Source organism: Pseudoxanthomonas sp. z9 (genome assembly GCF_006542425.1).
Classification (GTDB): domain Bacteria; phylum Pseudomonadota; class Gammaproteobacteria; order Xanthomonadales; family Xanthomonadaceae; genus Pseudoxanthomonas_A.
Genome location: NZ_VFID01000003.1, coordinates 60,003 through 85,706, shown reverse-complemented (window position 1 = coordinate 85,706; position 25,704 = coordinate 60,003). Strand labels below are relative to the sequence as shown.

General features: G+C 68.6%; 25 protein-coding genes and 2 riboswitches. Of the genes, 20 read left to right on the top strand and 5 right to left on the bottom strand.

Going from position 1 to position 25,704, the window contains the following annotated elements:
• Positions 1–4: 4 nt before the first annotated feature.
• Positions 5–424 carry a GNAT family N-acetyltransferase gene (locus FG323_RS02910; protein WP_141452945.1) on the bottom strand — a complete coding sequence of 140 codons (420 nt, stop codon included), beginning with the start codon at positions 422–424 and terminating at the stop codon, positions 5–7.
• Positions 424–1,377, bottom strand: coding sequence for a thioredoxin-disulfide reductase (gene trxB, locus FG323_RS02905; RefSeq protein ID WP_141452944.1), 954 nt, complete (start codon positions 1,375–1,377; stop codon positions 424–426). Before trxB ends, FG323_RS02910 begins: the two co-directional genes overlap by 1 nt.
• Positions 1,378–1,698: 321 nt before the next feature.
• Here trxB and FG323_RS02900 point away from each other — a divergent pair, with 321 nt between their 5' ends.
• The 3 genes from FG323_RS02900 (at position 1,699) to FG323_RS02890 (ending at position 6,331) form a co-directional block, all read left to right on the top strand.
• Positions 1,699–4,065, top strand: coding sequence for a DNA translocase FtsK (locus FG323_RS02900; protein ID WP_255469994.1), 2,367 nt, complete (start codon positions 1,699–1,701; stop codon positions 4,063–4,065).
• Between the two features lie 139 nt (positions 4,066–4,204).
• A complete protein-coding gene (gene lolA, locus FG323_RS02895; RefSeq protein WP_141452942.1) occupies positions 4,205–4,831 on the top strand; it encodes an outer membrane lipoprotein chaperone LolA in 627 nt (208 codons plus the stop codon).
• A gap of 198 nt (positions 4,832–5,029) precedes the next feature.
• Positions 5,030–6,331, top strand: a complete 1,302-nt coding sequence (locus FG323_RS02890) for a replication-associated recombination protein A (protein ID WP_141453255.1) — start codon at positions 5,030–5,032, stop codon at positions 6,329–6,331.
• Positions 6,332–6,364: 33 nt separating this feature from the next.
• On the opposite strand, the gene crcB is transcribed toward FG323_RS02890, so the two are convergent.
• Positions 6,365–6,757 carry a fluoride efflux transporter CrcB gene (crcB, locus tag FG323_RS02885; RefSeq protein WP_220094118.1) on the bottom strand — a complete coding sequence of 131 codons (393 nt, stop codon included), beginning with the start codon at positions 6,755–6,757 and terminating at the stop codon, positions 6,365–6,367.
• A 49-nt stretch (positions 6,758–6,806) separates the two neighbouring features.
• Positions 6,807–6,872: riboswitch (Fluoride riboswitch) on the bottom strand.
• A 366-nt stretch (positions 6,873–7,238) separates the two neighbouring features.
• On the opposite strand from crcB, the gene FG323_RS02880 reads away from it, so the two are divergent.
• From FG323_RS02880 to FG323_RS02860, 5 genes are all read left to right on the top strand, one after another.
• The gene (locus FG323_RS02880; protein WP_220094117.1) at positions 7,239–8,417 is read left to right on the top strand and encodes a hypothetical protein; all 1,179 of its coding nucleotides are present in this window, start codon (positions 7,239–7,241) and stop codon (positions 8,415–8,417) included.
• Positions 8,418–8,552: 135 nt separating this feature from the next.
• Positions 8,553–9,035, top strand: coding sequence for a hypothetical protein (locus FG323_RS19825; protein WP_255469993.1), 483 nt, complete (start codon positions 8,553–8,555; stop codon positions 9,033–9,035).
• Positions 9,032–9,724 carry a C39 family peptidase gene (locus tag FG323_RS02870; protein WP_249887765.1) on the top strand — a complete coding sequence of 231 codons (693 nt, stop codon included), beginning with the start codon at positions 9,032–9,034 and terminating at the stop codon, positions 9,722–9,724. Before FG323_RS19825 ends, FG323_RS02870 begins: the two co-directional genes overlap by 4 nt.
• 1 nt (position 9,725) lies before the next feature.
• Positions 9,726–10,235: a hypothetical protein gene (locus FG323_RS02865; protein WP_141452939.1), complete on the top strand. Its 510-nt coding sequence runs from the start codon at positions 9,726–9,728 to the stop codon at positions 10,233–10,235.
• 26 nt (positions 10,236–10,261) lie between these two features.
• Positions 10,262–11,626 carry an acetate kinase gene (locus FG323_RS02860; protein WP_141452938.1) on the top strand — a complete coding sequence of 455 codons (1,365 nt, stop codon included), beginning with the start codon at positions 10,262–10,264 and terminating at the stop codon, positions 11,624–11,626.
• 16 nt (positions 11,627–11,642) lie between these two features.
• On the opposite strand, the gene FG323_RS02855 is transcribed toward FG323_RS02860, so the two are convergent.
• A complete protein-coding gene (locus FG323_RS02855; RefSeq protein ID WP_141452937.1) occupies positions 11,643–13,295 on the bottom strand; it encodes a GMC oxidoreductase in 1,653 nt (550 codons plus the stop codon).
• Positions 13,296–13,564: 269 nt separating this feature from the next.
• Here FG323_RS02855 and FG323_RS02850 point away from each other — a divergent pair, with 269 nt between their 5' ends.
• Positions 13,565–14,035, top strand: coding sequence for a hypothetical protein (locus FG323_RS02850; RefSeq protein ID WP_141452936.1), 471 nt, complete (start codon positions 13,565–13,567; stop codon positions 14,033–14,035).
• A 34-nt stretch (positions 14,036–14,069) separates the two neighbouring features.
• Here FG323_RS02850 and FG323_RS02845 read toward each other — a convergent pair whose 3' ends face one another.
• Positions 14,070–14,498, bottom strand: coding sequence for a hypothetical protein (locus FG323_RS02845; protein WP_141452935.1), 429 nt, complete (start codon positions 14,496–14,498; stop codon positions 14,070–14,072).
• Positions 14,499–14,948: 450 nt separating this feature from the next.
• Here FG323_RS02845 and FG323_RS02840 point away from each other — a divergent pair, with 450 nt between their 5' ends.
• The 11 genes from FG323_RS02840 (at position 14,949) to cobU (ending at position 25,696) form a co-directional block, all read left to right on the top strand.
• Positions 14,949–15,704, top strand: a complete 756-nt coding sequence (locus FG323_RS02840; RefSeq protein WP_141452934.1) for a SapC family protein — start codon at positions 14,949–14,951, stop codon at positions 15,702–15,704.
• A 41-nt stretch (positions 15,705–15,745) separates the two neighbouring features.
• Positions 15,746–16,372: an OmpH family outer membrane protein gene (locus FG323_RS02835; protein WP_141452933.1), complete on the top strand. Its 627-nt coding sequence runs from the start codon at positions 15,746–15,748 to the stop codon at positions 16,370–16,372.
• Positions 16,373–16,434: 62 nt separating this feature from the next.
• Positions 16,435–16,670: riboswitch (cobalamin riboswitch) on the top strand.
• Between the two features lie 105 nt (positions 16,671–16,775).
• Positions 16,776–18,641, top strand: a complete 1,866-nt coding sequence (gene btuB / locus FG323_RS02830) for a TonB-dependent vitamin B12 receptor (protein ID WP_141452932.1) — start codon at positions 16,776–16,778, stop codon at positions 18,639–18,641.
• A 12-nt stretch (positions 18,642–18,653) separates the two neighbouring features.
• The gene (locus FG323_RS02825; protein ID WP_141452931.1) at positions 18,654–19,226 is read left to right on the top strand and encodes a hypothetical protein; all 573 of its coding nucleotides are present in this window, start codon (positions 18,654–18,656) and stop codon (positions 19,224–19,226) included.
• A gap of 14 nt (positions 19,227–19,240) precedes the next feature.
• A complete protein-coding gene (locus FG323_RS02820; RefSeq protein ID WP_141452930.1) occupies positions 19,241–19,861 on the top strand; it encodes a hypothetical protein in 621 nt (206 codons plus the stop codon).
• Positions 19,858–20,484: a cob(I)yrinic acid a,c-diamide adenosyltransferase gene (gene cobO / locus FG323_RS02815; protein ID WP_141452929.1), complete on the top strand. Its 627-nt coding sequence runs from the start codon at positions 19,858–19,860 to the stop codon at positions 20,482–20,484. The genes FG323_RS02820 and cobO overlap by 4 nt, the downstream gene beginning before the upstream one ends.
• Positions 20,485–20,487: 3 nt before the next feature.
• A complete protein-coding gene (locus FG323_RS02810; protein ID WP_141452928.1) occupies positions 20,488–21,786 on the top strand; it encodes a cobyrinate a,c-diamide synthase in 1,299 nt (432 codons plus the stop codon).
• Positions 21,783–22,709 carry an adenosylcobinamide-phosphate synthase CbiB gene (gene cbiB, locus FG323_RS02805; RefSeq protein WP_141452927.1) on the top strand — a complete coding sequence of 309 codons (927 nt, stop codon included), beginning with the start codon at positions 21,783–21,785 and terminating at the stop codon, positions 22,707–22,709. Before FG323_RS02810 ends, cbiB begins: the two co-directional genes overlap by 4 nt.
• Positions 22,702–23,697 carry a threonine-phosphate decarboxylase CobD gene (gene cobD, locus FG323_RS02800; RefSeq protein WP_141452926.1) on the top strand — a complete coding sequence of 332 codons (996 nt, stop codon included), beginning with the start codon at positions 22,702–22,704 and terminating at the stop codon, positions 23,695–23,697. The genes cbiB and cobD overlap by 8 nt, the downstream gene beginning before the upstream one ends.
• Positions 23,694–25,166 (top strand): cobyric acid synthase, encoded by a 1,473-nt coding sequence (locus FG323_RS02795; protein WP_141452925.1) that lies wholly within the window; start codon positions 23,694–23,696, stop codon positions 25,164–25,166. The genes cobD and FG323_RS02795 overlap by 4 nt, the downstream gene beginning before the upstream one ends.
• Positions 25,163–25,696, top strand: coding sequence for a bifunctional adenosylcobinamide kinase/adenosylcobinamide-phosphate guanylyltransferase (gene cobU / locus FG323_RS02790; RefSeq protein ID WP_141452924.1), 534 nt, complete (start codon positions 25,163–25,165; stop codon positions 25,694–25,696). The genes FG323_RS02795 and cobU overlap by 4 nt, the downstream gene beginning before the upstream one ends.
• Positions 25,697–25,704 lie beyond the last annotated feature (8 nt).

The window sequence follows — 25,704 nt, the reverse complement described above, 5'->3', positions numbered from 1 at the left end:
GGTTTCAGCCGCGGCGATAGACGTCCGGATCGTGCTTCTGCATGTGCCGCTCCGGCTGGCTCAGCGGCTCGAATCCGAATCCGGCGTACAGCGGTTGCATGTCGCGGGTGACCAGGTGCAGCCGGCGCAACCCTTGCAGGCGCGGATCGTCCAGCAGCGCGCGCACGATGGCGCGGCCATGGCCCTGGCCGCGATGGGCCTCGTCGACGAACACGTCGGCGAGGTAGGCGAAGGTGGCCTGGTCGGTCACCGCGCGCGCGAAGGCGATCTGCGTGCCGTCGAGGAAGCCGCCATAGCAGACCGAATGATCCAGCGCGCGGCGCAGGGTGGCGGCGGGAATGCCCGCCGCCCAGTAGGAATCGCGCAGGAAGGCGTGGACCCGTTCGAAATCCAGCTCCGCCGGGTCCGCGCTGATGCGCAGCATCAGGCGTCCTTGTCGAGGAACCGCTCGGCGTCCAGCGCGGCCATGCAGCCGAAGCCGGCCGAGGTGATGGCCTGGCGGTAGTGCTGGTCGGCCACGTCGCCGGCGGCGAACACGCCCGGCACGGTGGTGGCGGTGGCGCCGCCGTCCAGTCCGGACTTGATGGTCAGGTAGCCGTTGTTCATCCCCAACTGGCCCTCGAACAGGCTGGTGTTGGGGGTGTGGCCGATGGCCACGAAGAAGCCGTGCACGTCCAGGTCGCGGGTGCTGCCGTCCTGCACCGACTTGACCCGCAGGCCGGTCACGCCGGCCTCGTTGCCCAGCACCTCGTCCACGGTGTGGTGCCAGACCGGCTCAATCTTGCCGGCCTGGATTTTGGCGAACAGCTTGTCCTGCATGATTTTCTCCGCGCGCAGGGTGTCGCGGCGGTGCACCAGGTAGACCTTGCGGGCGATGTTGGCCAGGTACAGGGCTTCTTCCACGGCGGTGTTGCCGCCGCCGACCACGGCCACGTCCTGGTCGCGGTAGAAGAAGCCGTCGCAGGTGGCGCAGGCGGACACGCCGCGGCCCTTGAAGGCCTCTTCCGAAGGCAGGCCCAGGTACTTGGCGGTGGCGCCGGTGGCCAGGATGAGGGCGTCGGCGGTGTACTCGCCGTTGTCGCCGATGAGCTTGAACGGACGCTGGCCCAGGTCGGCGGTGTGGATGTGGTCGAAGATGACTTCGGTGTCGAAGCGCTCGGCGTGCGCCTGCATGCGTGCCATCAGGTCCGGACCCATCAGGCCGTGGGCGTCGCCGGGCCAATTGTCCACCTCGGTGGTGGTCATCAGCTGGCCGCCCTGCTGCAGGCCGGTGATGACGACGGGCTTGAGGTTGGCGCGGGCCGCGTAGACGGCGGCGGTCCAGCCGGCCGGGCCGGAGCCCAGGATCAACAGGCGGCAGTGCTTCGAAGTGCTCATGTATACTCGCGGAGAAGGTGGATTGGCCTTGCGATTGCAACGGCTGGCACGCCGTCGCAGGCGACATAGAGTGCGGGTGTGATCAGGTTCGATCAAGGCGCGCGGATGGAATGCGGTGATGCGCAACAACACGCGAGCGGCACGCGGGCCACGGCCCGGCGACAGGCTGGCGATCAGCGACAGGGCGCCACGGTAGCGCCTTTTTTTCTGCGGGCTTTTCCGGGCCGGACGCCGAGACGGCGTGATTCCGAGGGCTGAAATCTGCCAATGTTTCGTTTATTATCAAAGACTAATGGCATATTCCTAAGGTCTCATCGAAAGGTGGCGAAACCAGCATCCGAAAACGGCAAGGGCAAGGGCGCCAACGCGGCCGCGCGCAAGCAGGCGACCGCGACGGCGAATCCGCGCAGGCAACGCCTGTGGCGCGATCTCGCGTTGATCGTGATCGCGCCGCTGCTGCTCTATCTCTTCGCCAGCCTGTTCTCGTATTCGCCGGACGATCCCAGCTGGTCGCAGGCGGGCAGCCTCACCGCGCCGATCCAGAACTGGGGCGGCAAGGTTGGCGCATGGCTGTCGGCGCTGCTGTTGTCGCTGTGCGGTTATGTGGCATTCCTGCTGCCGGTGATCCTCGGCGCGGTCGCCTGGATCGCGTTGTTCGGGATGGACACCGATGGTGACGGCGAGGCGGATCTGGGACCGGCGCTGCGCCTGGTCGGCATGGTCGCCTTCCTGATTTCCTCCACCGGCCTGCTGTTCCTGCGCGGCGTGCCGGCCGAGCATTTCTCCGATGGCCCGGGTGGCATCCTCGGCACCCTGGTCGGCAAGTCGCTGCTCAGCGGTTTCGGTGGACTGGGCGGCAACCTGTTCCTGTTGGCGCTGTTCCTGGTCTCGGTGACCCTGGCCACCGGCCTGTCCTGGTTCGCGGTGATGGAGCGCATCGGCAAGGGCGTGCTGGCGCTGCCGGGCATGTTCCGCAAGGGCAGCCAGCAGGCCGCCGAATGGCAGCAGACCCGGGTGATGCGCGAGGAACGCGAGGAAGTGCGCCGCGCCGACGCGGTGCTGCGCGCCAAGCGCGAGCCGGTGAAGATCGAGCCGCCGCCGGCACCGGTGATCGAAAAGAGCGAGCGGGCCAAGCGCGAGCAGCAGATTCCGCTGTTCCACGGGACGGGCGGGGATGCCTCCGGCTTGCCGCCGCTGTCGCTGCTGGACGATCCCAAGCCGCAGGCCAAGGGCTATTCCGAGGAAACCCTGGAAACCCTGTCGCGCCAGATCGAATTCAAGCTCAAGGATTTCCGCATCGACGCGCAGGTGGTCGGCGCCTATCCGGGCCCGGTGATCACCCGCTTCGAGATGGAGCCGGCGCCGGGCGTGAAGGTCAGCCAGATCAGTTCGCTGGACAAGGACATCGCCCGCGGCCTGAGCGTGAAGTCGGTGCGCGTGGTGGACGTGATTCCGGGCAAGTCGGTGATCGGCCTGGAAATCCCCAACACCAGTCGCGAGATGATCTTCCTCAGCGAACTGCTGCGCTCGAAGGAATACGACAAATCCGGCAGCGCGCTGACCCTGGCGCTGGGCAAGGACATCGCCGGCCGTCCGACGGTGGCCGATCTGGCGCGCATGCCGCACCTGCTGGTCGCCGGCACCACCGGCTCGGGCAAATCGGTGGCGGTCAACGCGATGGTGCTGAGCCTGCTGTACAAGGCCTCGCCGAAAGAACTGCGGATGCTGATGATCGATCCGAAGATGCTGGAGCTCAGCGTCTACCAGGGCATCCCGCACCTGCTGGCGCCGGTGGTCACCGACATGAAGGAGGCCGCCAACGGCCTGCGCTGGTGCGTGGCGGAGATGGAGCGCCGCTACAAGCTGATGAGCGCGGTGGGCGTGCGCAACCTGGCCGGCTTCAACAAGAAGGTCAAGGACGCGCAGGACGCCGGCCAGCCGTTGATGGATCCGCTGTTCAAGCCCAATCCGGATCTGGAGGAGGCGCCGCGCCCGCTGGAACCGCTGCCGTTCATCGTCATCTTCATCGACGAATTCGCCGACATGATGATGATCGTCGGCAAGAAGGTCGAAGAGCTGATCGCGCGCCTGGCGCAGAAGGCGCGTGCCGCCGGCATCCACCTTATCCTGGCCACCCAGCGCCCGTCGGTGGACGTCATCACCGGCCTGATCAAGGCCAATATCCCGACCCGTATCGCGTTCCAGGTCAGCTCGAAAATCGACTCGCGCACCATCCTGGACCAGTCCGGCGCGGAAACCCTGCTCGGCCATGGCGACATGCTGTACCTGCCGCCGGGCACCGCCATGCCCGAGCGCATCCATGGCGCCTTCGTCAGCGATGACGAAGTGCACCGCGTCGTCGAGCACCTCAAGGCCACCGGCACCGCCGACTACATCGAAGGCGTGCTGGAGGAAATCCAGACGATGGGCGATGGCGTGGTGGTCGGACCGACCGGCCTGCCGGAGACCAGCAGCGCCGGCGGCGACGAGAGCGATCCGCTGTACGACGAGGCCGTGCGCATCGTCACCGAGAGCCGGCGCGCGTCGATCTCCGGCGTGCAGCGCCGGCTGAAGATCGGCTACAACCGCGCCGCCCGCCTGATCGAGGCGATGGAAGCGGCCGGGGTGGTGTCGCCACCGGAACACAACGGCGATCGCCAGGTGCTGGCACCGCCGCCGCCTCGTTGAAGCTTCAGGACACGTCCGCGCGCCGGCAGCCTGAACGCCGGTTCATGGCGCGCGGCGCCCGGGCGAACGCGATGCGCCTCATTCAGACTCGCCGGGGCACACTCGGCGCCGAATCCGAACCCCAGACCTTGCAGACGCCATGATTCGAATCGCCCGTCCCGCCGTCCTCATCGCCGCCGCGCTGTTCGCCGGCAACGCCTTCGCCGGCGCCCGCGACCAACTCAAGGCCTTCACCACCGGACTCAAGGGCTTGGACGGCCAGTTCGTCCAGCAGGTCCACGACGGCGGCGGCAAGCTCAAGGAAACCTCCAACGGCCGCGTCGCGCTGTCCGCGCCGCGCCTGTTCCGCTGGGAATACAACAAGCCCTACGAGCAGTTGATCGTCGCCGACGGCAAGCAGGTGTGGGTCTACGATCCGGATCTGAAGCAGGCCACGGTGCGCGAGCAGGGTATCGAGGAGCAGAACAGCCCGCTGTCGGCGCTGATCGATCCCGGCAAGCTGGACCAGCAGTTCAACGTCAAGGAAACCGGCAGCCAGAACGGCCTGGAGTGGCTGACCCTGACGCCCAAGCGCGATGGCGATGCCAACTTCCAGTCAGCGCGGCTGGGTTTCGACGGCAAGGGCCTGGCGCAGATGGAGGTCATCGACGCGGTCGGCCAGCGCACCAGCATCAAGTTCAGTGGCTGGAAGCGCAATCCTTCGTTCGCCGGCGGCACCTTCAAGTACGCGCCGGGTCCGGGCGTGGACGTGGTGGGCGGCTCCTGAGCCGCTACCGCAAGCACGCATCCGCCGGACCATCCAGGACCGGGTTCCCATCGGGAATCCGGTCCTTTCATTTTCACCGGCCGATCCAACGGCGCGAATGCGCCGCGCGGACGGTAGAATCGGCGGGTGGCACGATCCCCGAAAACACGAAATCCGTTCCCGCAGGAAGCGGATCTGCTGAGTGTCGATCGCTCGGCGATGCGGCCGCTGGCCGAACGCATGCGGCCACGCACCCTGGACGAGATGGTGGGACAGCGCAGGCTGCTCGCGCCCGGCAGCGCGCTGCGCCGCGCGGTCGAGTCCGGGCGCGTGCATTCGATGATCCTGTGGGGACCGCCGGGCTGCGGCAAGACCACCCTGGCGCTGCTGCTGGCGCAGTACGCCGATGCCGAGTTCCAGGCCATTTCCGCCGTGCTGTCCGGATTGCCGGACGTGCGCGCGGTGCTGGCCGAGGCGGCGCAGCGTTTCGCCGAAGGGCGGCGCACCGTGCTGTTCGTGGATGAGGTGCACCGCTTCAACAAGGGCCAGCAGGACGCGTTCCTGCCGCACATCGAGCGCGGCACCATCCTGTTCGTCGGCGCGACCACCGAGAACCCGTCCTTCGAACTGAACTCGGCATTGCTCTCGCGCTGTCGCGTGCACGTGATGGAGGCGGTCTCGGCCGATGACATCCGCCACGCGCTGCGGCGGGCGGTGGATGACGGGGAACGCGGCCTGGGCGGGCAAGGCCTGCAGGCCAGCGATGAGGCGCTGGGCGAAATCGCCGGCGCCGCCGATGGCGACGTGCGCCGCGCGCTGACCCTGCTGGAGATCGCCGCCGAACTGGCGACGGGCGAGGACAACACCATCACCCCGCAGACCCTGCAGCAGGTGCTGGCCGATCGCACGCGCCGTTTCGACAAGGGCGGCGAGCAGTTCTACGACCAGATCTCGGCGCTGCACAAATCCATCCGCAGTTCCAATCCCGACGGTGCGCTGTACTGGCTGGCGCGGATGCTGGACGGTGGTTGCGACCCGGTCTATCTGGCGCGGCGGTTGACCCGGATGGCGGTGGAGGACATCGGCCTGGCGGATCCGCGCGCCCTGCAGATGTCGGTGGATGCCTGGGATACGTACGAGCGATTGGGCAGTCCGGAAGGCGATCTGGCGCTGGCGCAGGTGGCGATCTACCTGGCCAGCACCGCCAAATCGAATGCGGGCTACAAGGCCTTCGGGATGGCGAAGCAGGACGTGCGCGAACACGGCACCCAGGAGGTGCCGCTGCACCTGCGCAACGCCCCGACCAAACTGATGAAGCAGCTTGGCTACGGCGGCGGCTACCAGTACGACCACGATGCCGAAGGCGGTATCGCGCTGGACCAGACGGCGTTTCCCGATGCGATGGGCGAACGCGTGTACTACGAACCGGTCGAACGCGGGCTGGAAATCAAGCTCAAGGAAAAACTCGATCGCCTGCGCGAGGCCAGGCGCGAGGCGAGGGCGGGCAAACCCCGCAAGTAAGCGGGTGGGAATGCGTTGTCCGGATGTGGGGAATCAGCCCGTCACGCCGCGCAGCAGCCGCACCGTCATCAGTCCCAGGCCGGTCATCAGCAGCGAACCCAGCACGTGCACGGCGATGAGGGCGAACGCCCAGCCGTATTGCAGGCGCAGGATCAACTGCATGGCTTCGGCGGAAAAACTGGAGAAGGTGGTCAGCCCACCGAGCAGGCCGGTGATCACGAACAGGCGCCACTCCGGCGCCAACGCGGGATGATGGGCCAGCCAGCCCATCGCCACGCCGATCGCGTAGCCGCCGATCAGGTTGGCGGCGAGCGTGCCGAGCGGCATCTGCGCATGCTGCGGATTGAGCCAGACGCTCAGACCCCAACGCGCCCACGCGCCGAGCGCGGCGCCCACTGCAACGGCCAGGAAGGAATGCATCGCCAACTTCTCCAGTACGGGAGCGATGGCGCATGCCCACCACCCCAAATTGCGGGTTTCGGTAGGCATCATCAGCCGGCGTGCCGGCGGTTCGGGGAGGCATGCCATCTCCCGGGGCGCACAGCCTAGCATTGACGCCAAAGTCCGTCGAAGACTTCGGACGGCACGCAAGAACGGCGCCTATCGACTTGATCCGGCAACCGATTGTCGGCTGGGCAGGGACCGCATTCGGCGGCAGACGAGCGGCACAGAGGTTAACGAGACTCTAACAAACAGCCCCCGGCTGACTAACGTTTCCTATGTGAGCGTGACCAACGTCGTTTTTTAGCGCCTCCCCTGGGCGCCAGAACGACTCAGGAGATAAATCATGTGCACGCGTAAGACTCTCATTGCATCTGCAGTGTTACTGGGACTTGGTCTCACGGGACAGGCTTTCGCACAGGCAACCAACACGGAAAACGGACCTGGGGCCGATACGCTCGTCGCGGTGGACTTCGACGCCACCGACAGCAGCACCCACGACGGCGACAATCGCAACAACGATGGCGTGGCGTATGCCGATGGCTACGGCACGGCGGCCGCCAACAATGGCGGGACCGCGACCGCCACTTTCTCCAACGCGTTCAACCACAGCAAGGCGGTGGCCGAAACCAAGCTCATCGGCTCCGTCAGCGGGGTGACCGTGCATGACATCGGCAACGTCGCCAAAAACTGGGGCGATGCCAACGGTGGAAGTGGCGGACGCGGTGGCGCCGGTTACGGCGGTGACGGTTATGGCGGCGAAGGCAACGGCGGACGGGGCGGCAACGGTGGTGCCGGCGGCAGCGGCGGCAGCGGCGGCGATGCCATCAACGGCAGCGCCAGCGCCGGCGATGTCAGCAACGGCGGCGCCTCCGTCGGTGACGCGGTGGCCGGCGATGGCGGCAACGGCGGACGTGCCGATCACAACCGCGGCAGCCGTGGCGGTGATGCCGGCGCGGCCGGTGGCTGGGGCGGTGGCGCCAGCGGCGGCTGGGGCGGCGATGCCGCCAGTGGCAGCGGCGATACGCTCGCCGCCGATGGCGCGGCGGGCGGCGACGCCAACTCCAATGCCGGACGCGTGCGCGAGCGCGGCGCGGGTGCGGCCACGGGCGGCACCAGCACGGCGACCGGCGGTGATGGCACCTCCGGTGGCGCGACCGCGACGGGTGGATCCAGCAGCGCGACGGCGGGCGCGGGCACGGGTGGTTCGGCCACCGGTACCGGCGGCGCCGGCACCGCGACCGGTGGCGCGGGCGGCAGCCTGACCGCGACCGCGGGTGACGGCGGTGCGGGCGGCTCGGCCACCAACGGCGACGCCACCAATGGCAGCGCTTCGTCGACGGCCAGCAATGGCGACGCCACCGCCGGCGACGGCGCGATGGGCGCGGTCGGCGCCGAAGGCGGCACGGGCGGCGACGGCAACGGCGGTGTCGGCAACGGCGGCGTCGGCAACGGTGCGACCGGCGGTGCCGGCGGCATGGGAGGCTCCGTCGCCAACGACGCGGGCACCTTCAACATGTCCAACACCATGAGCAGCGTCGGCCAATCGGCCGCCGGTGTGATGGTGGCTGCGCAGAACAGCGGCGTCGCGTCGCTGATCCAGCAGGGCATCACCGTGCAGGCCAACCTGACCGTAGGTCCGTAAGCGCTCCCCGGGCGCGCCGGGACCGCTTCGGCGGCCCTGCGTGCCATGCGCAGGACGATCCCGCCGCCCCCGCGGCGGGATCGACAGGGGGCGCGTGGCAAGGGCGTGCCTGGACGGAACGCATGGCAAGGGAGCATGACCATGCAGACCCGATATCGCTTCGTGCGGCGCCAGCGCGCCGCGCCCGCCTTGCTGTTCGTGTTGTTCGCGCTTTTCGCCGGAGGAAGCGGCAGGGCCGCGGCGGATGAACCCGTCGTCCCCGCGGCAGGAGCCGGGCCGGCAATGCCGGAAATCCCGGTTTCGGCCATCGAGCCGCCGGCGAGCTGGCTGGCGGTGAAACCGCGTCCGGTCAGTGACATCGGCGCGCCGGTGGACGTGGCGCGACTGGCCGGCATGCGCGGAGGCGAGGATGACCACGGCAGCGTGGTCGTCATCGATGTCGACGGCACCGTCGACGGCAACACCGCGCATCACATCGACAGCGGTGGAAACACCATCACCCAGGGCGCCTTCGACAATGCCAACGGCATCAACACGGTCATCCAGAACACCGGCACCAACGTGCTCATCCAGAACGCGATGGTGGTGACCGTGAACTTCGCGGACCCCGGGCGGTGAACGCCGCCCGGGCCGCCGTGGCGCTGGCCATCGCCGCATTGGCTTGTGGCGGCGTGCCGGCGGCCGCGGCGGACATGGACGTGCGCGCGCCGGGCGGTGCGTACCAGGTGCGGGTGACCAGCCTGAAGGAAGCCCGATTCCGCACCACCATCCCCCAGCAGTTCGATTTCAGCTGCGGCTCGGCGGCGACCGCGACCCTGCTGACCTTCCAGTACGGCCACGCGGTCAGCGAGCAGGACGTGTTCGTGCGCATGTACACCTATGGCGATCAGGCTCGCATCCGCAAGGAGGGCTTTTCGCTGCTGGACATGCGCCGCTATCTGCAGTCGCAGGGATTCGAAGCAGACGGTTTCGAACTGCCGCTGGAGAAACTGCAGGAAGAAGGCGTGCCGGCGATCGTGCTGTTGAACGATCGCGGCTATCGCCATTTCGTGGTGGTCAAGGGACTGAAGAACGGACGCGTGCTGCTGGGGGATCCGGCACGCGGCACGCGGGCGATGCCCAAGTCGCGGTTCGAGGCGCTGTGGGACAACCGCGTGCTGTTCGTCATCCACAACCGGCGCGCGCAGGCGCGCTTCAACCAGGAACGCGACTGGCGCACGGCCCCGCCGGCCCCGCTGGATATCGGTATCCAGCGCGATGGCCTGCGCGGCATCGCGGTGCCACGACGCGGTCCGGGAGACATCTGACATGGACAGAGCATTGTTTTCGAGCCTGCTCGCGCTGGCCCTGCTGCTGCCCGCGGCGGCCGCGCCGCTGGGCGCGCGCGGCGATGACGGGAACGGCTTGGGCGCCGAGTGGACACCGATCGATCCGGCGCGGCTGGACGGCATGCGCGGCGGCTTCCAGTTGCCGTCCGGCGCGACCTTGTCGTTCGGTATCGAGCGGGTGGTGTACGTCAACGGTGAACTGGCGGCGAGCACCGCGGTGCGGGTGGCCGATCTGTCGCGGCTCAGCGCCGAGGAAGCACGCGCATTGGGCGAGTTCAGCCAGGGCATCGTGATCCAGCGCGGCGACGGCAACCGCTTCGAGCCGATGCGCCTGCCTGGTGGCGTGGTGATCCAGAACACCCTGGATGACCAGCGCATCACCACCATCACCCGCCTGGAGATCGACAGCCCGGTGCTGGGTGCCTTCCAGGGCATCAACGCCGGGGGAGCGCTGCAGGACGCCCTCAACGGCACGGCCGGTACGCGCTGAAACCACCATCGCCAAGGAGACACCCGATGAAACGGACGTCGAATGCTCGCCGCAAGCCGCTGGTTCTGGCCCTGGTCCTCGGGTTGGCAGGCGGTACGGCCTGGGCGCAGGAAGCTCCCGTCGCGGGCGTGCAGCCGCCCGGCGATGGCGAGGATCGCCTGGATGGCCTGCAGCGCCAGATCAACGAACAGACGCGCCAGCTGGAGCAGACCCGGCGGGCGCTGGAGCAACAGCAGCAGGCGCTGGCTCAATTGCAGTCGGCGCTCAACGAGGAAGTCCTGGCGAACGCGCGCGCGCGCGGCGCCCCCGCGCCGGCGGTGATGCCGGTGCTCGGACAGGCGCCGGTACTCGCCGCGCAGAGCGCGCCGGCGCAGGCCACCCCGGCCGCGCGACCCGCCCAGCAACCGGTGGGGCAGGCCCCCGAATCCGATTCGCGTCCGCCGGAGGTGGCGCAGATCTTCGACCAGCCCGGCGTGCTGACGCCGCCCGGAAAGTTCGTGCTGGAACCCTCCCTGCAGTACGGCTATTCGGCGAACGATCGCGTCGCGCTGGTCGGTTACACCGTGATTCCCGCGATCCTGATCGGCCTGATCGATGTGCGCCAGGTCAAGACCACCACCGCGGTGGCGACCCTGACCGGACGCTACGGCCTCAACCGGCGCTTCGAGCTGGAAGCCAAGGTGCCGTATGTCTACCTCGACGGCGACACCGTCAGTCGCGAAATCTTCACCGGCTCGGCGCAGGACCGCGTGTTCAACGCCAGCGGCAACGGCATCGGCGATGCCGAACTGACCGCGCGCTACCAGATCAACCGCGGTGGTCCTGACAAGGCGTTCTACATCGGCTGGCTGCGTTACAAGAGCCGCACCGGCAAGGACCTGTTCGACGTGGTCACCGATTGCGTGACGCGTTGCGTGGGCAACACCACCGGCACCGGGCTGCCGCTGGAGCTGCCCACCGGCAGCGGTTTCGAAGCGCTGCAGCCGGGCGTGACCTGGCTGTATCCCTCGGATCCGGTGGTGTTCTTCGGCAGCCTGAGCTACCTGCACAATTTCAAGCGGCGCAATGTCTCGCGCCTGCTCGTTGACGGGCAGCGCGAGCCGCTGGGCGACATCGAAGCCGGCGACATCATCGGTTTCAACCTGGGCATGGGACTGGCGCTCAACGAGAAGGCCGCCATCAGCATCGGCTACGATATGAACGTGGTCGGCAAGACCCAGCAGAACGGACGGGACGTGGCCGGTGCGGTGCGGGTGACCCTGGCCACGTTGCTGCTGGGCGGCACCTATCGCTTCAGCGACAGGGTTTCGCTCAATGTCGCGCTCGGCGCCGGATTGACCCGGGACACGCCGGACGTGAGCTTCACCGCGCGCGTGCCGATCACCTTCTGAGCGCCGGGACAGGCGGCTACAGCAGGAACAGGCAGTCGCGCAGGTGTTCGGCCAGGCGCATGCTGAGCGCGACCAGGGTGAAGGTGGGAAAGGCCCAGCCACCGGTCGGGAACACCGAACTGCCGGCGACGTGCAGGTTGTCCACGCCATGCACGCGCAGGTTGCGATCGACCACGCCATCGGCAGGATCGTCGGACATCCGGGTGGTGCCCATGTGGTGGGCGGTCCCCTGCAACTGCGGCGCGCGTTCGTCGTGCAGCCAGGCGTCGGCCTGGAAGCGTCCCCCGCAGGCCCGCGCCAGATCCTCGCCGAACAGGTGCGTGGCAGTCCGGTAGGTGTGCCAGTCGAGCGGCGTCAGCCGCCAGTCCACGGTCACGCGGCGTTGGCCGAGCGGGTCCAGATCCTCGCCCAGGCGCACCCGGCTGTCGGGGTTGGGTGCCTGTTCGAAATAGCCAACGACGTCGACATGGTCCGCCGGCACGATCGGGCGATCGGTCAGCCGGTTGAACACGCCGCGCGCCAGATCACCCACGCCCGGCGCCAGTTGCAGGGCGAGGCGGGCGAGGTTCTCGTGTGGCGGCGGCGGTGTTTCGTCGCCGGTGCCGAAGCGCAGTGCCTGCGACATCTGGCCTTCCAGCGAACCGCCCTCGTCGGGACGCGGTTTGCGCAGCGCCGAACGCAATCGCCGCGCCGCGCGGATGCCGCGCGGCACCTGGCCTTCCACCGCCACCGGCCGCACGCGTCCGCTGAGCATGCGATGGGTGCGCATCGTGTCCTCGGACAGGCACAGTTCGGGAAAGACCGGCGTGGGGCCCTTGCCCCCGGAACGATCGTAGGGGCGGGTAAGCGGGGTGACCGCGCGCGCATGCAGCGTGCCCAGCCGGCCACGCGGGTGATCCATGAAGTAGCGGCCCACCAGGTCCTGTCCGTTGCCCAGTCCGTGCGGCACGGACGAGCTCGACAACAGCAACAGGCGCGCGTTCTCGATGCCGCCGCAGGCCAGCACGTAGCGATGCGCGCGCACCTGGCCGCGCTTTCCCTGCAACGAACCGATGCGGGCGGCGTGCACGTGCTCGCCACCCGCATCGGACAGCAGTTCCAGCACGTTGGCGTGCAGCACCACCTGGATGTTGGGCGCGCGCTCCAGTTCGGCGCGATAGGCCTGCCCGAAGAACACCGGGCTGAGCACGAAATTGCGGTTGACCAGGCGATCGCCCTCGAAACGCGGCGGGCGCCGCGCCGGTGTGCTGAGGAAACCGCCCGCCTCGAAGTCGTGCCCGTCGATGGCCAGCAAATCACGCGCGCGGGCGTAATGGGGTTCCAGCTCGGCGTAGGAGATCGGCCAGCCGCTGTGCGGCACCCAATCGCGCGCATCGAGATCCATCCGGCTCAACGGAATGCAGCCGCCACCCCAGGCATTGGTGCTCCCGCCGAACGCACGCAGGCGGCTGGCGGCGGGATCCAGTTGCGGGTTGCCGACCGAATCGCCCGCGTAAAGATCCTGGGTCTCGGCATCGCCTGCGATGCCGCCGCCGACCAGCAAGCAGACACGGACCGCGGTGTCGAGGTAGTGGCGCGCGATGGCGATGCCGGCAGGTCCGGCACCCACGATGCACAGGTGGGCGTCGAAGTCGTCCGGGGCCGCGGCATGGCGATAGTCGATCAACACGCGCGGGTCTCCCACATGCGACGGTTGCGTGGCTTCCTCATCGGAATCGCCTCGACTAGCCGGGAAAGGCCGGCACACTGGGACTGCTACGCGAAATGCGGCGAAAGCAGGCCATCATTTCCATCCCCCGCCGCCATCTCACTGTCACGCAAGGCAGGCAAAGTCATCGGGTTTGGAACGGGAATCCGCCGATGAACGGCCTGGACGACGAAAGGAAAGATCGGCCGACGACGCAACCGCAGGCGGGTGCCGACTTGATGCGAAGCGGAATGGGCGGTTGGCTGCGGCGCCTGCTGGGTGCGGCCATGGCCTGGACCACGCTTGGCGCCACGGTCGGGGCCGCCGCGCAGGATCCGGTTCCGCAGCACTGGCTGGTGTATGCGCAGCAGGCCGGCACCGAACTGCAACGCCGGCTGGGCGAGGACAGCGTTCCCGCCCATCAATTGCACGACTGGATGGAACGTTCCGCCAGCCTGCCGCAGCGACAGGATCCGGTGGTGGTGAAACTGTGGATCGCGGCCGATGGCCGAATCACCCGCAGCGCGTTCAGCTCGCTGGGCGACGCGGAGGCGGACGCCGCGCTGGAATCGTTGTTGCAGCCGCCGCTGGCGCAACCGCCCGCCGACATGCGCCAGCCGCTGGTGCTGGGCTTGTCGCTGCGCGAATCGGCGGAGCCGGTGGAGTCGGCGGGCCAGGCGGGACCGGCCGCGTCGGCGAACAGCAACGACATTTCACTCTGAGGCATCCGCCGCGGCGCTTGCCCGGCGCAATCGTTCAACGTCCGGGAATCACCGGCTTGGGCGGCGGCGGTGGTGGTCGCTGCGGTTGGGTCGACGTGCCGAAAGTGTTGCCCATCCGCTGCTGGGTGGCAGCGCGATTGGCCAGGCCGAGCTTGGTGGGCGGCTGGCGCACGATGCGCTCGGAACCGGTGAGGTTCGCATCGGGGGAGGCGAGTGGCGTGGGCGAGGTCATCAGCTGCCCCAGGCACGCATAGTCGGGCACGCGCTCGCCATTCACTTCCACGTCGACGCAACGGGTGTCGGCGGGCTTGGCGGGCGCCGGTGTTGTTGCGGACTCGGTCGCCGGCGGCGTGGCGGTTATCTGCGTCGCCTGCGGTTCGGCGGCCAGCGCGGAGGAAACGAGCAGCGCCGCTGCGAATGGCAACAGGCGATGCGGGGAAAGACGGGGCCGGAGCGGATTCATGGTGTGTCACCGGACTGCAACGAAGGCGGAATAGTGTGCCGTGCCCGGCGTTTCGATACTGGCGCGTTCTGCCTGCAGTTTGATGACAGCCGTGTGCAGGACAACCGTTTGAATCCGGCGCTTGCACGGCATTGCGTCATTGCAGGACGAGGTGCGAATGCGGGCCCACGCCTCGCGCGCCTGCCTGACGTTCGACGCGAGCATGACGACGTTACCCTGCGGACGACGGAGTACCGGAACATGCCCGTGCTCCTTCCGCGTCGTCTGGGGTGCCGCCAGCACGTTGGAAATGGTTTTGCGGCATCCTGGGCAGATACCGGAGAACCTCGACGAGTGCATCGAGTCCTTCGTCGAAGGCAAGCGGATCCCACCATGCGCGACCGGTTCGATCCGCCCGGTTGAACAGGCACATACCTCCGAACCGAACACAGGAACGAAACGGAAGATCCCATGACCCCGCAGAATCCCGAAACCGGCACCGTCGCATCCAATGGCGCCACCGAAGCCAATGCCTGGCCGCTGTTCTATCGCGAGCCGCGCGTACTGTCCTCGGTCGAACACGCCCAGTGGCGGGTGCGCCCGACCGGCGTCGGCTTCGCCGCCGCCAGCAATTCCGTGCCGGTGGTGGTCGGCGAATTCGCCGCCGCCGCGCGCAGCTATCCGCTGGTGTTCGCCGGCCCGGACAACACGCCGCTGGCGGTGCTGGGCGTGGAAGCCGGACGCAACCGCTTCGTCAACGGCGATGCCTGGACCGATGGCGCCTACGTGCCGGCCTACGTGCGCCGCTACCCGTTCGTGTTCGTGCAGACCCGGGATCCGGAAGGCTACGTGCTGGCCATCGATGCCGGTTCCGACGCGGTGATCCCGTCGGGCGAGGAGGGCAGTCCGCTGTTCGAGAACGGCGAGCCGAGCGAGCTGACCAGGCAGGCGCTGCAGTTCTGCGACACTTTCACCCGCGAGGATCAGGCTACCCGCACGTTCGCCGCCGCGCTGGCCGAACAGGGGTTGCTGATTGAACGCAGCGCCAACATCGCCTTCGCGGACGGACGCCGCACCAGCGTCGATGGTTTCCAGGTGGTCGATGGCGAAAAGTTCGCCGCGCTGCCCGACGCGGTGGTCGTCGACTGGCATCGCAAGGGCTGGCTGGCGCTGGTGCATTTCCACCTGGCATCGTTGGGCCGCTTCAACGATCTGCTGACGCCCTGATTGAATCCCTGCCTCCGTCAACCGGACGACGACAACATCCCATGTGCAAGAATTCCTCCGACACGTACCGCTTCCTCATCCTCGCCGCGACCCTGGCCGTCGCCAACGGCGCCTCCGCGCAGACAACCGGCGGCGCGACCGCCTCGCTCGAAGGCCCGGTCGTTGCCGGCGTCTGCTATCTCAGCCGCGAAGCGGTGTTCTCCAACGCGGCCGCCGGCAAGGACGCGGGCGTGCAGTTGCAGAAACTGGTGACCGACGCCCAGGCCGAGATCGAGCGCGACAAGAGCCGCGCGGAGGCGGAACTGATCCGCCTGGGCGTGCGCGGCAGCATTTCCGCCGACAAGTTCACCCCCGAGCAGAGCAAGGCGGTGCAGGACGCGCAGGCCGTACAGCAGCACGCCAGCCAGCGTTCGCGCGAGATCGAGGCGACCCGCGCGTCGGTACTGGAACGGATCTCCACCGCCGCCCAACCGCTGACCGCCGAGGCCTACCAGCGCCACGGCTGCGGCGTGCTGCTGGATCGCGGCATGGTGCTGGCCGGTAACATGAGCCATGACCTGACCGCCGACGTGGTCAAGGCGCTGGATGCGCGGGTCAAGTCGATCCCGGTCACCCTGCAACGCGAGTCCGCCACCCCCGCCGCGCCCCCCGCACCGGGCAAGCGCTGAGCCGCGACACGCGATCGCTCCGGCGCACGCCACGGCGCCGGAGCGACGCTGCCACCAACTGCTATACTCGCGCCGCCTGAGGTGACCGCCGGCCTGGCCGGCGGTTGAAACGGGAATCCGGTGCGCCGGATCGTGCTCGCACGATCGGCAATTCCGGAGCTGCCCCCGCAACGGTAGGCGAGACAAGGTGCCGCAACAGCCACTGTGCTTGACGCATGGGAAGGCGCGGACCGGAAGCACGGATCATTCCCGGCTTCACTCGCGAGCCCGGAGACCGGCCTTTGAGCGGCGTGACATGCGGTGGGCGATGTCATGGAGGCCGGCTCGTTCCCGGTCGCCATAGCACTCTCTTTCCGCCTGTCCTTTTCCATCGCTTCCGCGCGGGCAGGCGCGGTCCAGGAGTGTGTCAGTGCATCCGCAGTCATCGTTCCACCGCCAGATCCTGGCGGTTTCGTTGTCGTCTTCCCTTTGCTTCACCGCCCCGGCCTTCGCCGAAGCGCCGGCCACCGATCTGGATGGCGTGATCGTCACCGCGACGCGCACCGCGCGGACCCAGGACCAGACCCTGGCCGCGGTCACTGTGATTGATCGCGAGGAGATCGAGCGCCTGCAACCGGCCTCGCTGCCGGATCTGCTGACCGGCCGCGCGGGCCTGTCGCTGGCCAACAACGGCGGTCCGGGCAAGTCCACGTCGCTGTTCCTGCGTGGCACCGAATCCGATCACGTGCTGGTGCTGGTCGACGGTATCAAGCTGGGGTCGGCCACCAGTGGCGGCGCATCGCTGCAGGACATTCCCGTCGAGCAGATCGAGCGCATCGAAATCGTGCGCGGACCATTTTCCAGCCTGTACGGATCCGAGGCGTTGGGCGGGGTGATCCAGATCTTCACCCGCCGGCCGCAGGGGCCGTTCCAGCCAAACTTCAGCGCCAGCGTCGGCAGCGAACGGCCCCGGCGCGCGTCCGCCGGTATCGGCGGGCGCGGCGGCGACGCGGAGCGGGGTGGCTGGTACGCGATCCAGGCCGCGCACCAGGACACCGACGGCATCAACGCCTATCGCGGCCCGCGCAACTTCGACCCGGATCACGACGGTTACCGCAATACCTCGCTGACCGTGCAGGGCGGCTATCGCTTCGACGAGCGCTGGGACGCGGAGCTGCGGTTGTTCCGCGCCGAGGGCCGCAACGAGTACGACGGCAGTCTCAACAACGAGGCCGACACGGTCCAGCAGGTCGTCGGCGGGCGCGTGCGCTACGCGGCCAATGATCGGCTGCGCATCACCGCCAGCGCGGGCGCCAGTGCGGATCTGAGCGAGAACTTCCTCGATGGCGTGTATTCCTCCCACTTCGACACCCGCCGCAAGCTGGGTTCGCTGCAGGCCGACCTGGGGGGCGACGCGGGCTTGTTGACGCTAGGCTACGACTGGTCCGGCGACGAGGTGGACAGCAATACCCGCTACGCGCGCGATCGCCGGATCAATCGCGGCGTGTTCGGCCAATGGCAGCAGGCGTTCGGCCGGCAGTCGTTGCAGGCCAGCGCGCGTCGCGACGACGACAGCCAGTTCGGCGGCGAGACCACGGGCAGCCTGCAATGGGGCTGGGACTTCACCGAACAGCTGCGCCTGGGCGCCAGCTACGGAACCGGCTTCAAGGCGCCCACCTTCAACGAACTCTACTTCCCGGGCTACGGCAATCCGGAACTGGGTCCGGAAACCTCGCGCAGCGTCGAGCTGAGCCTGCGTGGCGATCACGGGCGTGCGCGTTGGGCGCTGCACGCCTACGAGACGCGTATCGACGACATGATCGCGTTCGATGCCTCGCTGGGAGACTCCGGCGGCCCCAACAACATCGATCGCGCACGCATCCGCGGCATCGAGGCCGAAGGCGCGGTACGGCTGGCGGACTGGGATCTGCGCGCCAGCCTGACCCGGCTGGATCCGCGCAACGATGGCGACAATCCCAACCGCGACAACCTGCTGCCGCGACGGGCGCGAAGCAGCGCCCGCATCGATGCCGATCGCCGCTTTGGCGCGTTCAGCGTGGGCGCCAGCGCGATCGGCGTGGGCGAACGCTACGACAATCTTGCCAACACCACCCGCCTGGGCGGCTACGGGCTGGTCGATCTGCGCCTGGGCTACACGCTGGCGCCGGCATGGCAGTTGCAACTGGCGGCCTCCAACGTGTTCGACAAGCGCTACGAAACCGCCGCGCTCTACAACCAGCCGGGACGGACGTGGCTGCTGACTGTCCGCTACCAACCCGTCACCCACTGACCGGAGCACAAGATGAAACCACTGTCACGGCCTCTCCATCTCGGCCTGCTCGCCACCTTCGCGGTACTGATGATCGCCACCCGTTACCATCATTTCGGCGATGTCCTGCATCTGCCGGACGCATCGATGGCAATCTTCTTCCTGGGTGGCCTGTATCTGCGCGGACACCTGCCGTTCCTGGGCTTGCTGGGGCTGGCGGTGGGCATCGACTGGGCGGCGGTGGAACTGGCCGGCGTCAGTGATTTCTGCGTGACGCCGGCCTACGCCTTCCTGCTGCCGGCCTACGCGGCGCTCTGGTATGGCGGCCGCGCCTACGCGCCGCGGATGGCGCAGGACTGGCGCGGACTGTGCGGTGCACTGCTGGTGGCGCTGGCCTGCGCCTCGCTGTCGTTCCTGATTTCCAACGGCGCGTTCTATTGGCTGGGCGGGCGCTACCCGGACCCGGAATGGCCGCAGTACCTGGCGCGGGTCTGGCAGTGGGGCCCGCTGTTCGTGCGGACCACGCTGACCTACGTCGCCAGCGCATTGCTGATGCACGGCCTGTTGCTGGCCACTCGTCGTCGTCCCACGTCCCTCGGCACCTGATCAGGAGAACCGCGATGTCCGCCAAACCCTTGTCCGCCGCATCCGAACCCGCGCTGCCGTTGGCCTCCGCGCGCGCGCAGATCCTCACCGGCATTGCCCTGGCGTTGCTAATGATCGCCACCCGCGGCCAGCACTTCGCCAGCGTGGATGCGCTGCCCAGCGCATCGTGGGCGGTGTTCTTCCTGGCCGGCGCGCTGCTGCGGCCGATGTGGGCGCTGCCGGCGTTCTTCGTGCTGTCGTCGCTGCTGGACTTCGGCAGCCTCGCCAACGGCACCATCACCGACTGGTGCCTGTCGCCCGCCTACTGGGCATTGGCGTTCGCCTATGCGGCGCTGTGGCTGGGCGGCCATGCCTACCGCGGGCTGCACCGGGACAGCGTGGGCACGGTACCCCGCCTGGCATTGACGCTGGTGGTGACGGCGAGCGTGGCCTATCTGTTGTCCAAGGGCGGCTTCTACTTTTTCTCGGGGCGCTATCCCGAACCGACCCTGGGCGGCTTCCTCGCCCGCATTCCGCATTACTATCCGCGCGCCCTGGGCACGCTGGCAGGTTACGTGGGTGTCGCTTTCCTGGTTCGCGCGTGCCAGCGCTGGCTGGCCGCCCGCGCCGCTTCCCGCCAGGGCAGTCCGGCATGAGCCGCTGTTCGGAACGCCGCGGCCTCAGCGAGGAGGAACACTATCGCGAACGCGCACAGCGCAAGAAGGAACTGGTCGATCGCCGGGTCGCCCGCGCGAGCATCGATCGCGGCGTGCTGGTGGTGAACACCGGCAACGGCAAGGGCAAGAGTTCCTCCGGTTTCGGCATGCTGGCGCGCAGCCTGGGACACGGCTTCCATTGCGGGGTCGTGCAGTTCATCAAGGGCAGCTTTTCCACCGGCGAGGAAGCGTTCTTCCGGCGCTTCGACGAGGACGTCGACTATCGGGTGATGGGCGAAGGCTTCACCTGGGAAACCCAGGATCGCGAGCGCGACATCGCCGCGGCCGGCGCGGCCTGGCAAGAGGCCGCGCGAATGCTGTCGGATCCGGCCTATGATTTCGTCCTGCTCGACGAACTCAACATCGCCCTGAACAAGGATTACGTGCCGCTGGACCGGGTACTCGCGGCGCTGGCCGCGCGCCCGCCGCGCCAGCACGTGGTCGTCACCGGACGCGGCGCGCCGCAGGCGCTGATCGACGCGGCCGACACGGTCACCGAGATGCGACTGGTCAAGCATGCGTTCAAGGCGGGCATCAAGGCCCAGCACGGCATCGAACTGTAGATCATGGATTCCGAACCCTCCCGTTGCCCCGCGTTGCTGGTTTCCGCGCCCGCCTCGGGGCAGGGCAAGACCAGCGTGACCGCCGCGCTGGCCCGCTGGCACAATCGCCAGGGCCGTCGTGTGCGGGTGTTCAAGACCGGTCCGGATTTCCTGGACCCGATGGTGCTGGAACGCGCCAGCGGAGCACCGGTCTACCAACTGGATCTATGGATGACCGGCGAGGCCGACGTGCGCTCACGCCTGCACGCGGCAGCGGGCGAAGCCGACCTGATCCTGATCGAAGGCGTCATGGGCCTGTTCGACGGGTCGCCTTCCAGCGCGGATCTGGCGCAGGTGCTGGGCGTGCCGGTGCTGGCGGTCATCGACGGCTCGGCGATGGCGCAGACCTTCGGCGCGCTGGCGACGGGACTGGCGCGCTATCGCGAAGGCCTGGCCGTGCATGGCGTGGCCGCCAACCGCATCGGCAGCGCCCATCACGCCGATCTGCTTCGCGGCAGCCTGCCGGCGGATCTGCACTGGCTGGGCGCGTTGCCGCGCGATGCGCAATTGGCGTTGCCGGAGCGTCACCTCGGTCTGGTATCGGCCGGTGAACTCGGCGACATCGACGCGCGGCTGGATGCGCTGGCCGATGCCTGGGGCCTCCATGCGGCCACGACATTGCCGCCGCCGGTGGCGTTCGCGCCGGTGGATATCGAACCCGTACCGCCGTTGCTGCGTGGCCAGCGCATCGCGATCGCCCGCGACGCGGCGTTCTGCTTTCTGTATCCGGCCAATCTGGATCTGCTGCGCACGGCCGGTGCCGACCTGCGCTTCTTCTCGCCGCTGGCGGGCGAGTCCTTGCCCGACTGCGACGCGGTCTGGCTGCCCGGCGGTTATCCGGAACTGCATCTGGCGACGCTGTCGCAACAGCATGTACTGCACGCCGCGCTGCGCGCGCACCGCGATGCCGGCAAGCCGCTGCTGGCCGAATGCGGCGGCATGCTGTTCGTCCTGGAGGCACTGACCGGCAAGGACGGCGAGCGTGCCGCGATGGCCGGACTCATGGCGGGCGAAGCGGTCATGCAGCCGCGACTGGCGGCGCTGGGCCTGCAATCGCTCGAACTGCCCGAAGGCGAGCTGCGCGGACACACGTTCCACTATGCCCGCGCGGAGTTGGCCTCCGTTCCGCTCGCCGTCGCCAGCAACCCGAATGGTGGTCCCAGCCGGGAAACGGTCCATCGGGATCGCCGCCTCACCGCCAGTTTCGTCCACTTCTATTTCCCGTCGAATCCACGGGCCGCGCTGCGGTTGTTCCTGCCATGACACCGGTACTGGCGATGCTGGCCGGCGTCGGCCTGGACGCCTTGCTGGGCGAACCCCGCCGTTGGCATCCGCTGGTGGGATTCGGCCGCTGGGCGACCTGGCTCGAACGTCGCCTGCATCACGATGCGCGTGGCGCGGGCGTGCTCGCGTGGAGCGTGGCGGTGCTTCCGCCGGTGGCCGTGGTCACAGGCGTGGACGTCTGGTTGCGACAGGAATTTCCATGGCTCGCGACCGCCTTCGCGGCGGTCATGCTGTACCTGGCCATCGGCCGGCGCAGCTTGGGCGAACACGCGCACGCGGTGGAGGATGCGTTGGCGGTCGCCGATCTGGATGCCGCGCGCCAGGCGGTCGGGCGCATGGTCAGCCGCGACACCGGTGGACTTGATGCTTCGCAGGTGGCCGCGGCGGCCATCGAATCGGTGCTGGAGAACGGCAGCGACGCGGTGTTCGGTGCGTTGTTCTGGTTTGCCGTGCTCGGCGCGCCCGGCGTGGTGCTGTATCGGCTGGCGAACACGCTCGACGCGATGTGGGGTTATCGAACCCCGCGCCATCTGCGTTTCGGCTGGGCCGCCGCGCGGCTGGACGACCTGCTGAATCTGCTGCCCGCGCGGCTGACCGCGTTGACCTATGTCTTGCTGGGCCGGACCACCGGCGCGCTGCGTTGCTGGCGGACGCAGGCGAGGCAATGGAAGAGCCCCAACGCCGGGCCGGTGATGGCGGCGGGCGCGGGCGCGCTGGGAGTCCGGTTGGGCGGACCGGCGCCGTATCACGGTGTCTGGCAGCCACGTCCGCCGCTGGGTGAGGGCAGGGCCGCGGACGGGGGCGGCATCGCGGCGGCGCGACGACTGGTGAACCGCGGCGTGGTGCTGTGGTTGGCGTTCGCGCTGATCATCGGACTCGGATGGGAGATGCTGCATGCTTGAACATGGCGGACGCCTGCTGCGCGCCGCGCGGCAATACGGAATCCCGGCGTCGGAATGGCTGGACCTGTCCACCGGCGTCAGCCCGTTTCCGTGGCCGGTGCCGGAACTGCCGGCATCGGTCTGGCACCGACTGCCGGAGGATGACGATGGCCTGATCGAAACCGCGCGTGCCTACTACGGCGCACCGGATCTGCTACCGGTTGCCGGTTCGCAGGCGGCAATCCAGGCCTTGCCGCAGTTGCGGGTGTCCTCGCGGGTGGGCGTCATCGCGCCCGGTTACGCCGAGCACGCGCATGCATGGCGGCGCGCCTGGCACGAGGTGAGGACCCTGCCGGCCGGGGAACTGCTGGCGCAGGCGCATCGCTTCGATGTGGTGGTGCTGATTCACCCCAACAATCCCGGCGGTGAGCGCTTCGGCTCCGCGCAGCTGCTCGAACTGCACGCGCGCCTGGCCGCGCGTGGCGGCTGGCTGGTGGTCGACGAAGCCTTCATCGATGTCGAACCAGACGCCAGCCTGTGCGCCGAGACCGCGCGGGAAGGCCTGATCGTGCTGCGCTCGGTCGGCAAGTTCTTCGGCATGGCCGGCGCGCGGGCGGGATTCGTCTGCGCATCGCCCCTGCTGCTGGATGCATTGCGCGAACGGCTGGGACCCTGGACGTTGAGCGGTCCCAGCCGCCATGCGCTGCGGCTGGCGCTGGCCGACGAGGCCTGGCAGGCGTCGGCACGTCCGCGCTTGCGGGCCGCCGGCGAGCGGCTTTCCGGAATCCTGCGTGCGGCCGGGCTCGAACCGGCCGGCGGATGCGCGCTGTTCCAGTGGTGCCGTCATGCCGATGCGCGCGCATTGCACGAGGCGCTGGCGGGGCGCGGCATCCTGACCCGGTTGTTCGATACGCCGGCCAGCCTGCGCTTCGGCCTGCCGGCGGATGAGGCAGGGTTCCTGCGCCTGCGCGACGCACTCGCCGGCATCCACGCGGAAGCCAACGCATGAACGCGCGCGTGCTGATGGTGCAGGGCTGCACGTCCGATGCCGGCAAGAGCACGCTGGTCACCGCGCTGTGCCGCTGGCTGCAACGCCAGGGCGTGCGGGTGGCGCCGTTCAAGCCGCAGAACATGGCACTCAACTCGGCGGTCACGGTGGATGGGGGCGAAATCGGACGTGCGCAGGCGGTACAGGCGCAGGCGTGCGGGCTGGCGCCGCATACGGATTTCAACCCTGTGCTGCTCAAGCCCGACAGCGACACCGGTGCGCAGGTCATCGTGCACGGACGCGCGGTCGCGCGTCTGGGAGCCAGCGCATATCACGACTACAAGCGGGTGGCGCTGGATGCGGTGCTCGCCTCGCATGCGCGGCTGTGCGCCGGCTACGACGCAGTGGTGGTGGAGGGCGCCGGCAGCCCGGCGGAAATCAACCTGCGCGCCAACGACATCGCCAACATGGGGTATGCGGAAGCCGTCGATTGCCCGGTGATCCTGGTGGCCGACATCGATCGCGGCGGCGTGTTCGCGCATCTGGTCGGCACCCTTGCATTGCTTTCGGAAAGCGAACGGCGGCGGGTGAAGGGTTTCGTCATCAACCGTTTCCGCGGCGACATTTCCCTGCTCGAACCGGGACTGGCCTGGCTGGAGCGCGAAACCGGCAAGCCGGTGCTCGGCGTGCTGCCTTACCTGCAGGGCCTGCATCTGGAAGCCGAGGACGCGCTGCCCGTCGCCGTCGCCGACAAGCCCGAAGCCCGCCTGCGGGTGGCGGTGCCGGCCCTGCCGCGCATCAGCAACCACACCGATCTGGACGCGCTGCGTGCGCATCCGCAGGTGGATTGCCGGTTCGTCGGCCCGGGGCAATCGCCGCCGCGCTGCGACCTGATCGTCCTGCCGGGCAGCAAGTCCACCCGCGCCGATCTTGCCTGGCTGCGCGAACAGGGTTGGGAGGTGGCACTGGCACGGCACCTGCGCTACGGCGGCAAGGTGATCGGCATCTGTGGCGGCTTCCAGATGCTGGGCCGGCGCATCCACGATCCCGATGGCATCGAGGGCGCGCCGGGTTCCAGCGCGGGGCTGGGCTGGCTGGATATCGAGACGACCCTGGAAGCCGACAAGCAACTGCGGAACGTGCGCGGCACGCTCATCCTGGCGGACGATGCGGCGCCGGTCAGCGGGTATGAAATCCATTGCGGCGTCAGTCGCGGCGCCGCGCTGGCGTTCGCGCCGATCACGCTGGAGGAGGGGCGCGCCGATGGCGCGCGTTCGGACGACGACCAGATCCTCGGCACTTACCTGCATGGCCTGTTCGATTCGCCACCGGCGCTGGCCGCGCTGTTGCGATGGGCGGGCCTGGAGCGGGCCGCCCCCGTGGACATGCAGGCACTGCGCGAGAACGCCATCGATCGCCTGGCCGACGCGGTGGAGGCGCACCTGGACACCGCCGCGCTGCACCGGCTGCTGGGACAGGAGAACGCATGAACCCTCCACGACACACGCTCATCCTGGGCGGTGCCCGATCCGGCAAGAGCGCGCTGGCCGAACGCTGGGCACGGGCCACCGGGCACCCGGTCACTTATGTCGCCACCGCGCGCATCGGCGATGACGAAATGGCCGCACGCATCGCCCACCATCGCGCCCGGCGTCCGACGGACTGGGCCTGCGTGGAAACGCCCATCGAACTCGCCGCGACCCTGGCCCGGCATGCGGCGGCGGATCGCTGCCTGCTGGTGGACTGCCTCACCCTGTGGTTGAGCAACCTGCTGATCGACGCGGAAGGCACGGCGTTCGAACGCGAGCGTAAAGCACTGCTGGACACGCTGCCCGGCTTGCCGGGCGAGATCCTGATGGTCAGCAATGAAGTCGGATCCGGCGTGGTGCCGATGGGCGAACTGAGCCGCCGGTTCGTGGACGAGGCCGGGCGATTGCACCAGGCGCTGGCGGAGCGTTGCGGACGGGTGGTGTTCGTCGCGGCGGGCCTGCCGCTAGCACTCAAGGGAAGCCTGCCGTGAGCCACGAC

Excerpts from the sequence above, each read along its gene's own strand:
- FG323_RS02910 (WP_141452945.1), bottom strand. The coding sequence starts at position 424 with ATGCTGCGCATCAGCGCGGACCCGGCGGAGCTGGATTTCGAACGGGTC.
- trxB (WP_141452944.1), bottom strand. The coding sequence starts at position 1,377 with ATGAGCACTTCGAAGCACTGCCGCCTGTTGATCCTGGGCTCCGGCCCG.
- lolA (WP_141452942.1), top strand. The coding sequence starts at position 4,205 with ATGATTCGAATCGCCCGTCCCGCCGTCCTCATCGCCGCCGCGCTGTTC.
- FG323_RS02890 (WP_141453255.1), top strand. The coding sequence starts at position 5,030 with ATGCGGCCGCTGGCCGAACGCATGCGGCCACGCACCCTGGACGAGATG.
- FG323_RS19825 (WP_255469993.1), top strand. The coding sequence starts at position 8,553 with ATGACCATGCAGACCCGATATCGCTTCGTGCGGCGCCAGCGCGCCGCG.
- FG323_RS02865 (WP_141452939.1), top strand. The coding sequence starts at position 9,726 with ATGGACAGAGCATTGTTTTCGAGCCTGCTCGCGCTGGCCCTGCTGCTG.
- FG323_RS02860 (WP_141452938.1), top strand. The coding sequence starts at position 10,262 with ATGAAACGGACGTCGAATGCTCGCCGCAAGCCGCTGGTTCTGGCCCTG.
- FG323_RS02850 (WP_141452936.1), top strand. The coding sequence starts at position 13,565 with ATGGGCGGTTGGCTGCGGCGCCTGCTGGGTGCGGCCATGGCCTGGACC.
- FG323_RS02845 (WP_141452935.1), bottom strand. The coding sequence starts at position 14,498 with ATGAATCCGCTCCGGCCCCGTCTTTCCCCGCATCGCCTGTTGCCATTC.
- FG323_RS02840 (WP_141452934.1), top strand. The coding sequence starts at position 14,949 with ATGACCCCGCAGAATCCCGAAACCGGCACCGTCGCATCCAATGGCGCC.
- FG323_RS02835 (WP_141452933.1), top strand. The coding sequence starts at position 15,746 with ATGTGCAAGAATTCCTCCGACACGTACCGCTTCCTCATCCTCGCCGCG.
- FG323_RS02825 (WP_141452931.1), top strand. The coding sequence starts at position 18,654 with ATGAAACCACTGTCACGGCCTCTCCATCTCGGCCTGCTCGCCACCTTC.
- FG323_RS02820 (WP_141452930.1), top strand. The coding sequence starts at position 19,241 with ATGTCCGCCAAACCCTTGTCCGCCGCATCCGAACCCGCGCTGCCGTTG.
- cobO (WP_141452929.1), top strand. The coding sequence starts at position 19,858 with ATGAGCCGCTGTTCGGAACGCCGCGGCCTCAGCGAGGAGGAACACTAT.
- FG323_RS02810 (WP_141452928.1), top strand. The coding sequence starts at position 20,488 with ATGGATTCCGAACCCTCCCGTTGCCCCGCGTTGCTGGTTTCCGCGCCC.
- cbiB (WP_141452927.1), top strand. The coding sequence starts at position 21,783 with ATGACACCGGTACTGGCGATGCTGGCCGGCGTCGGCCTGGACGCCTTG.
- cobD (WP_141452926.1), top strand. The coding sequence starts at position 22,702 with ATGCTTGAACATGGCGGACGCCTGCTGCGCGCCGCGCGGCAATACGGA.
- FG323_RS02795 (WP_141452925.1), top strand. The coding sequence starts at position 23,694 with ATGAACGCGCGCGTGCTGATGGTGCAGGGCTGCACGTCCGATGCCGGC.
- cobU (WP_141452924.1), top strand. The coding sequence starts at position 25,163 with ATGAACCCTCCACGACACACGCTCATCCTGGGCGGTGCCCGATCCGGC.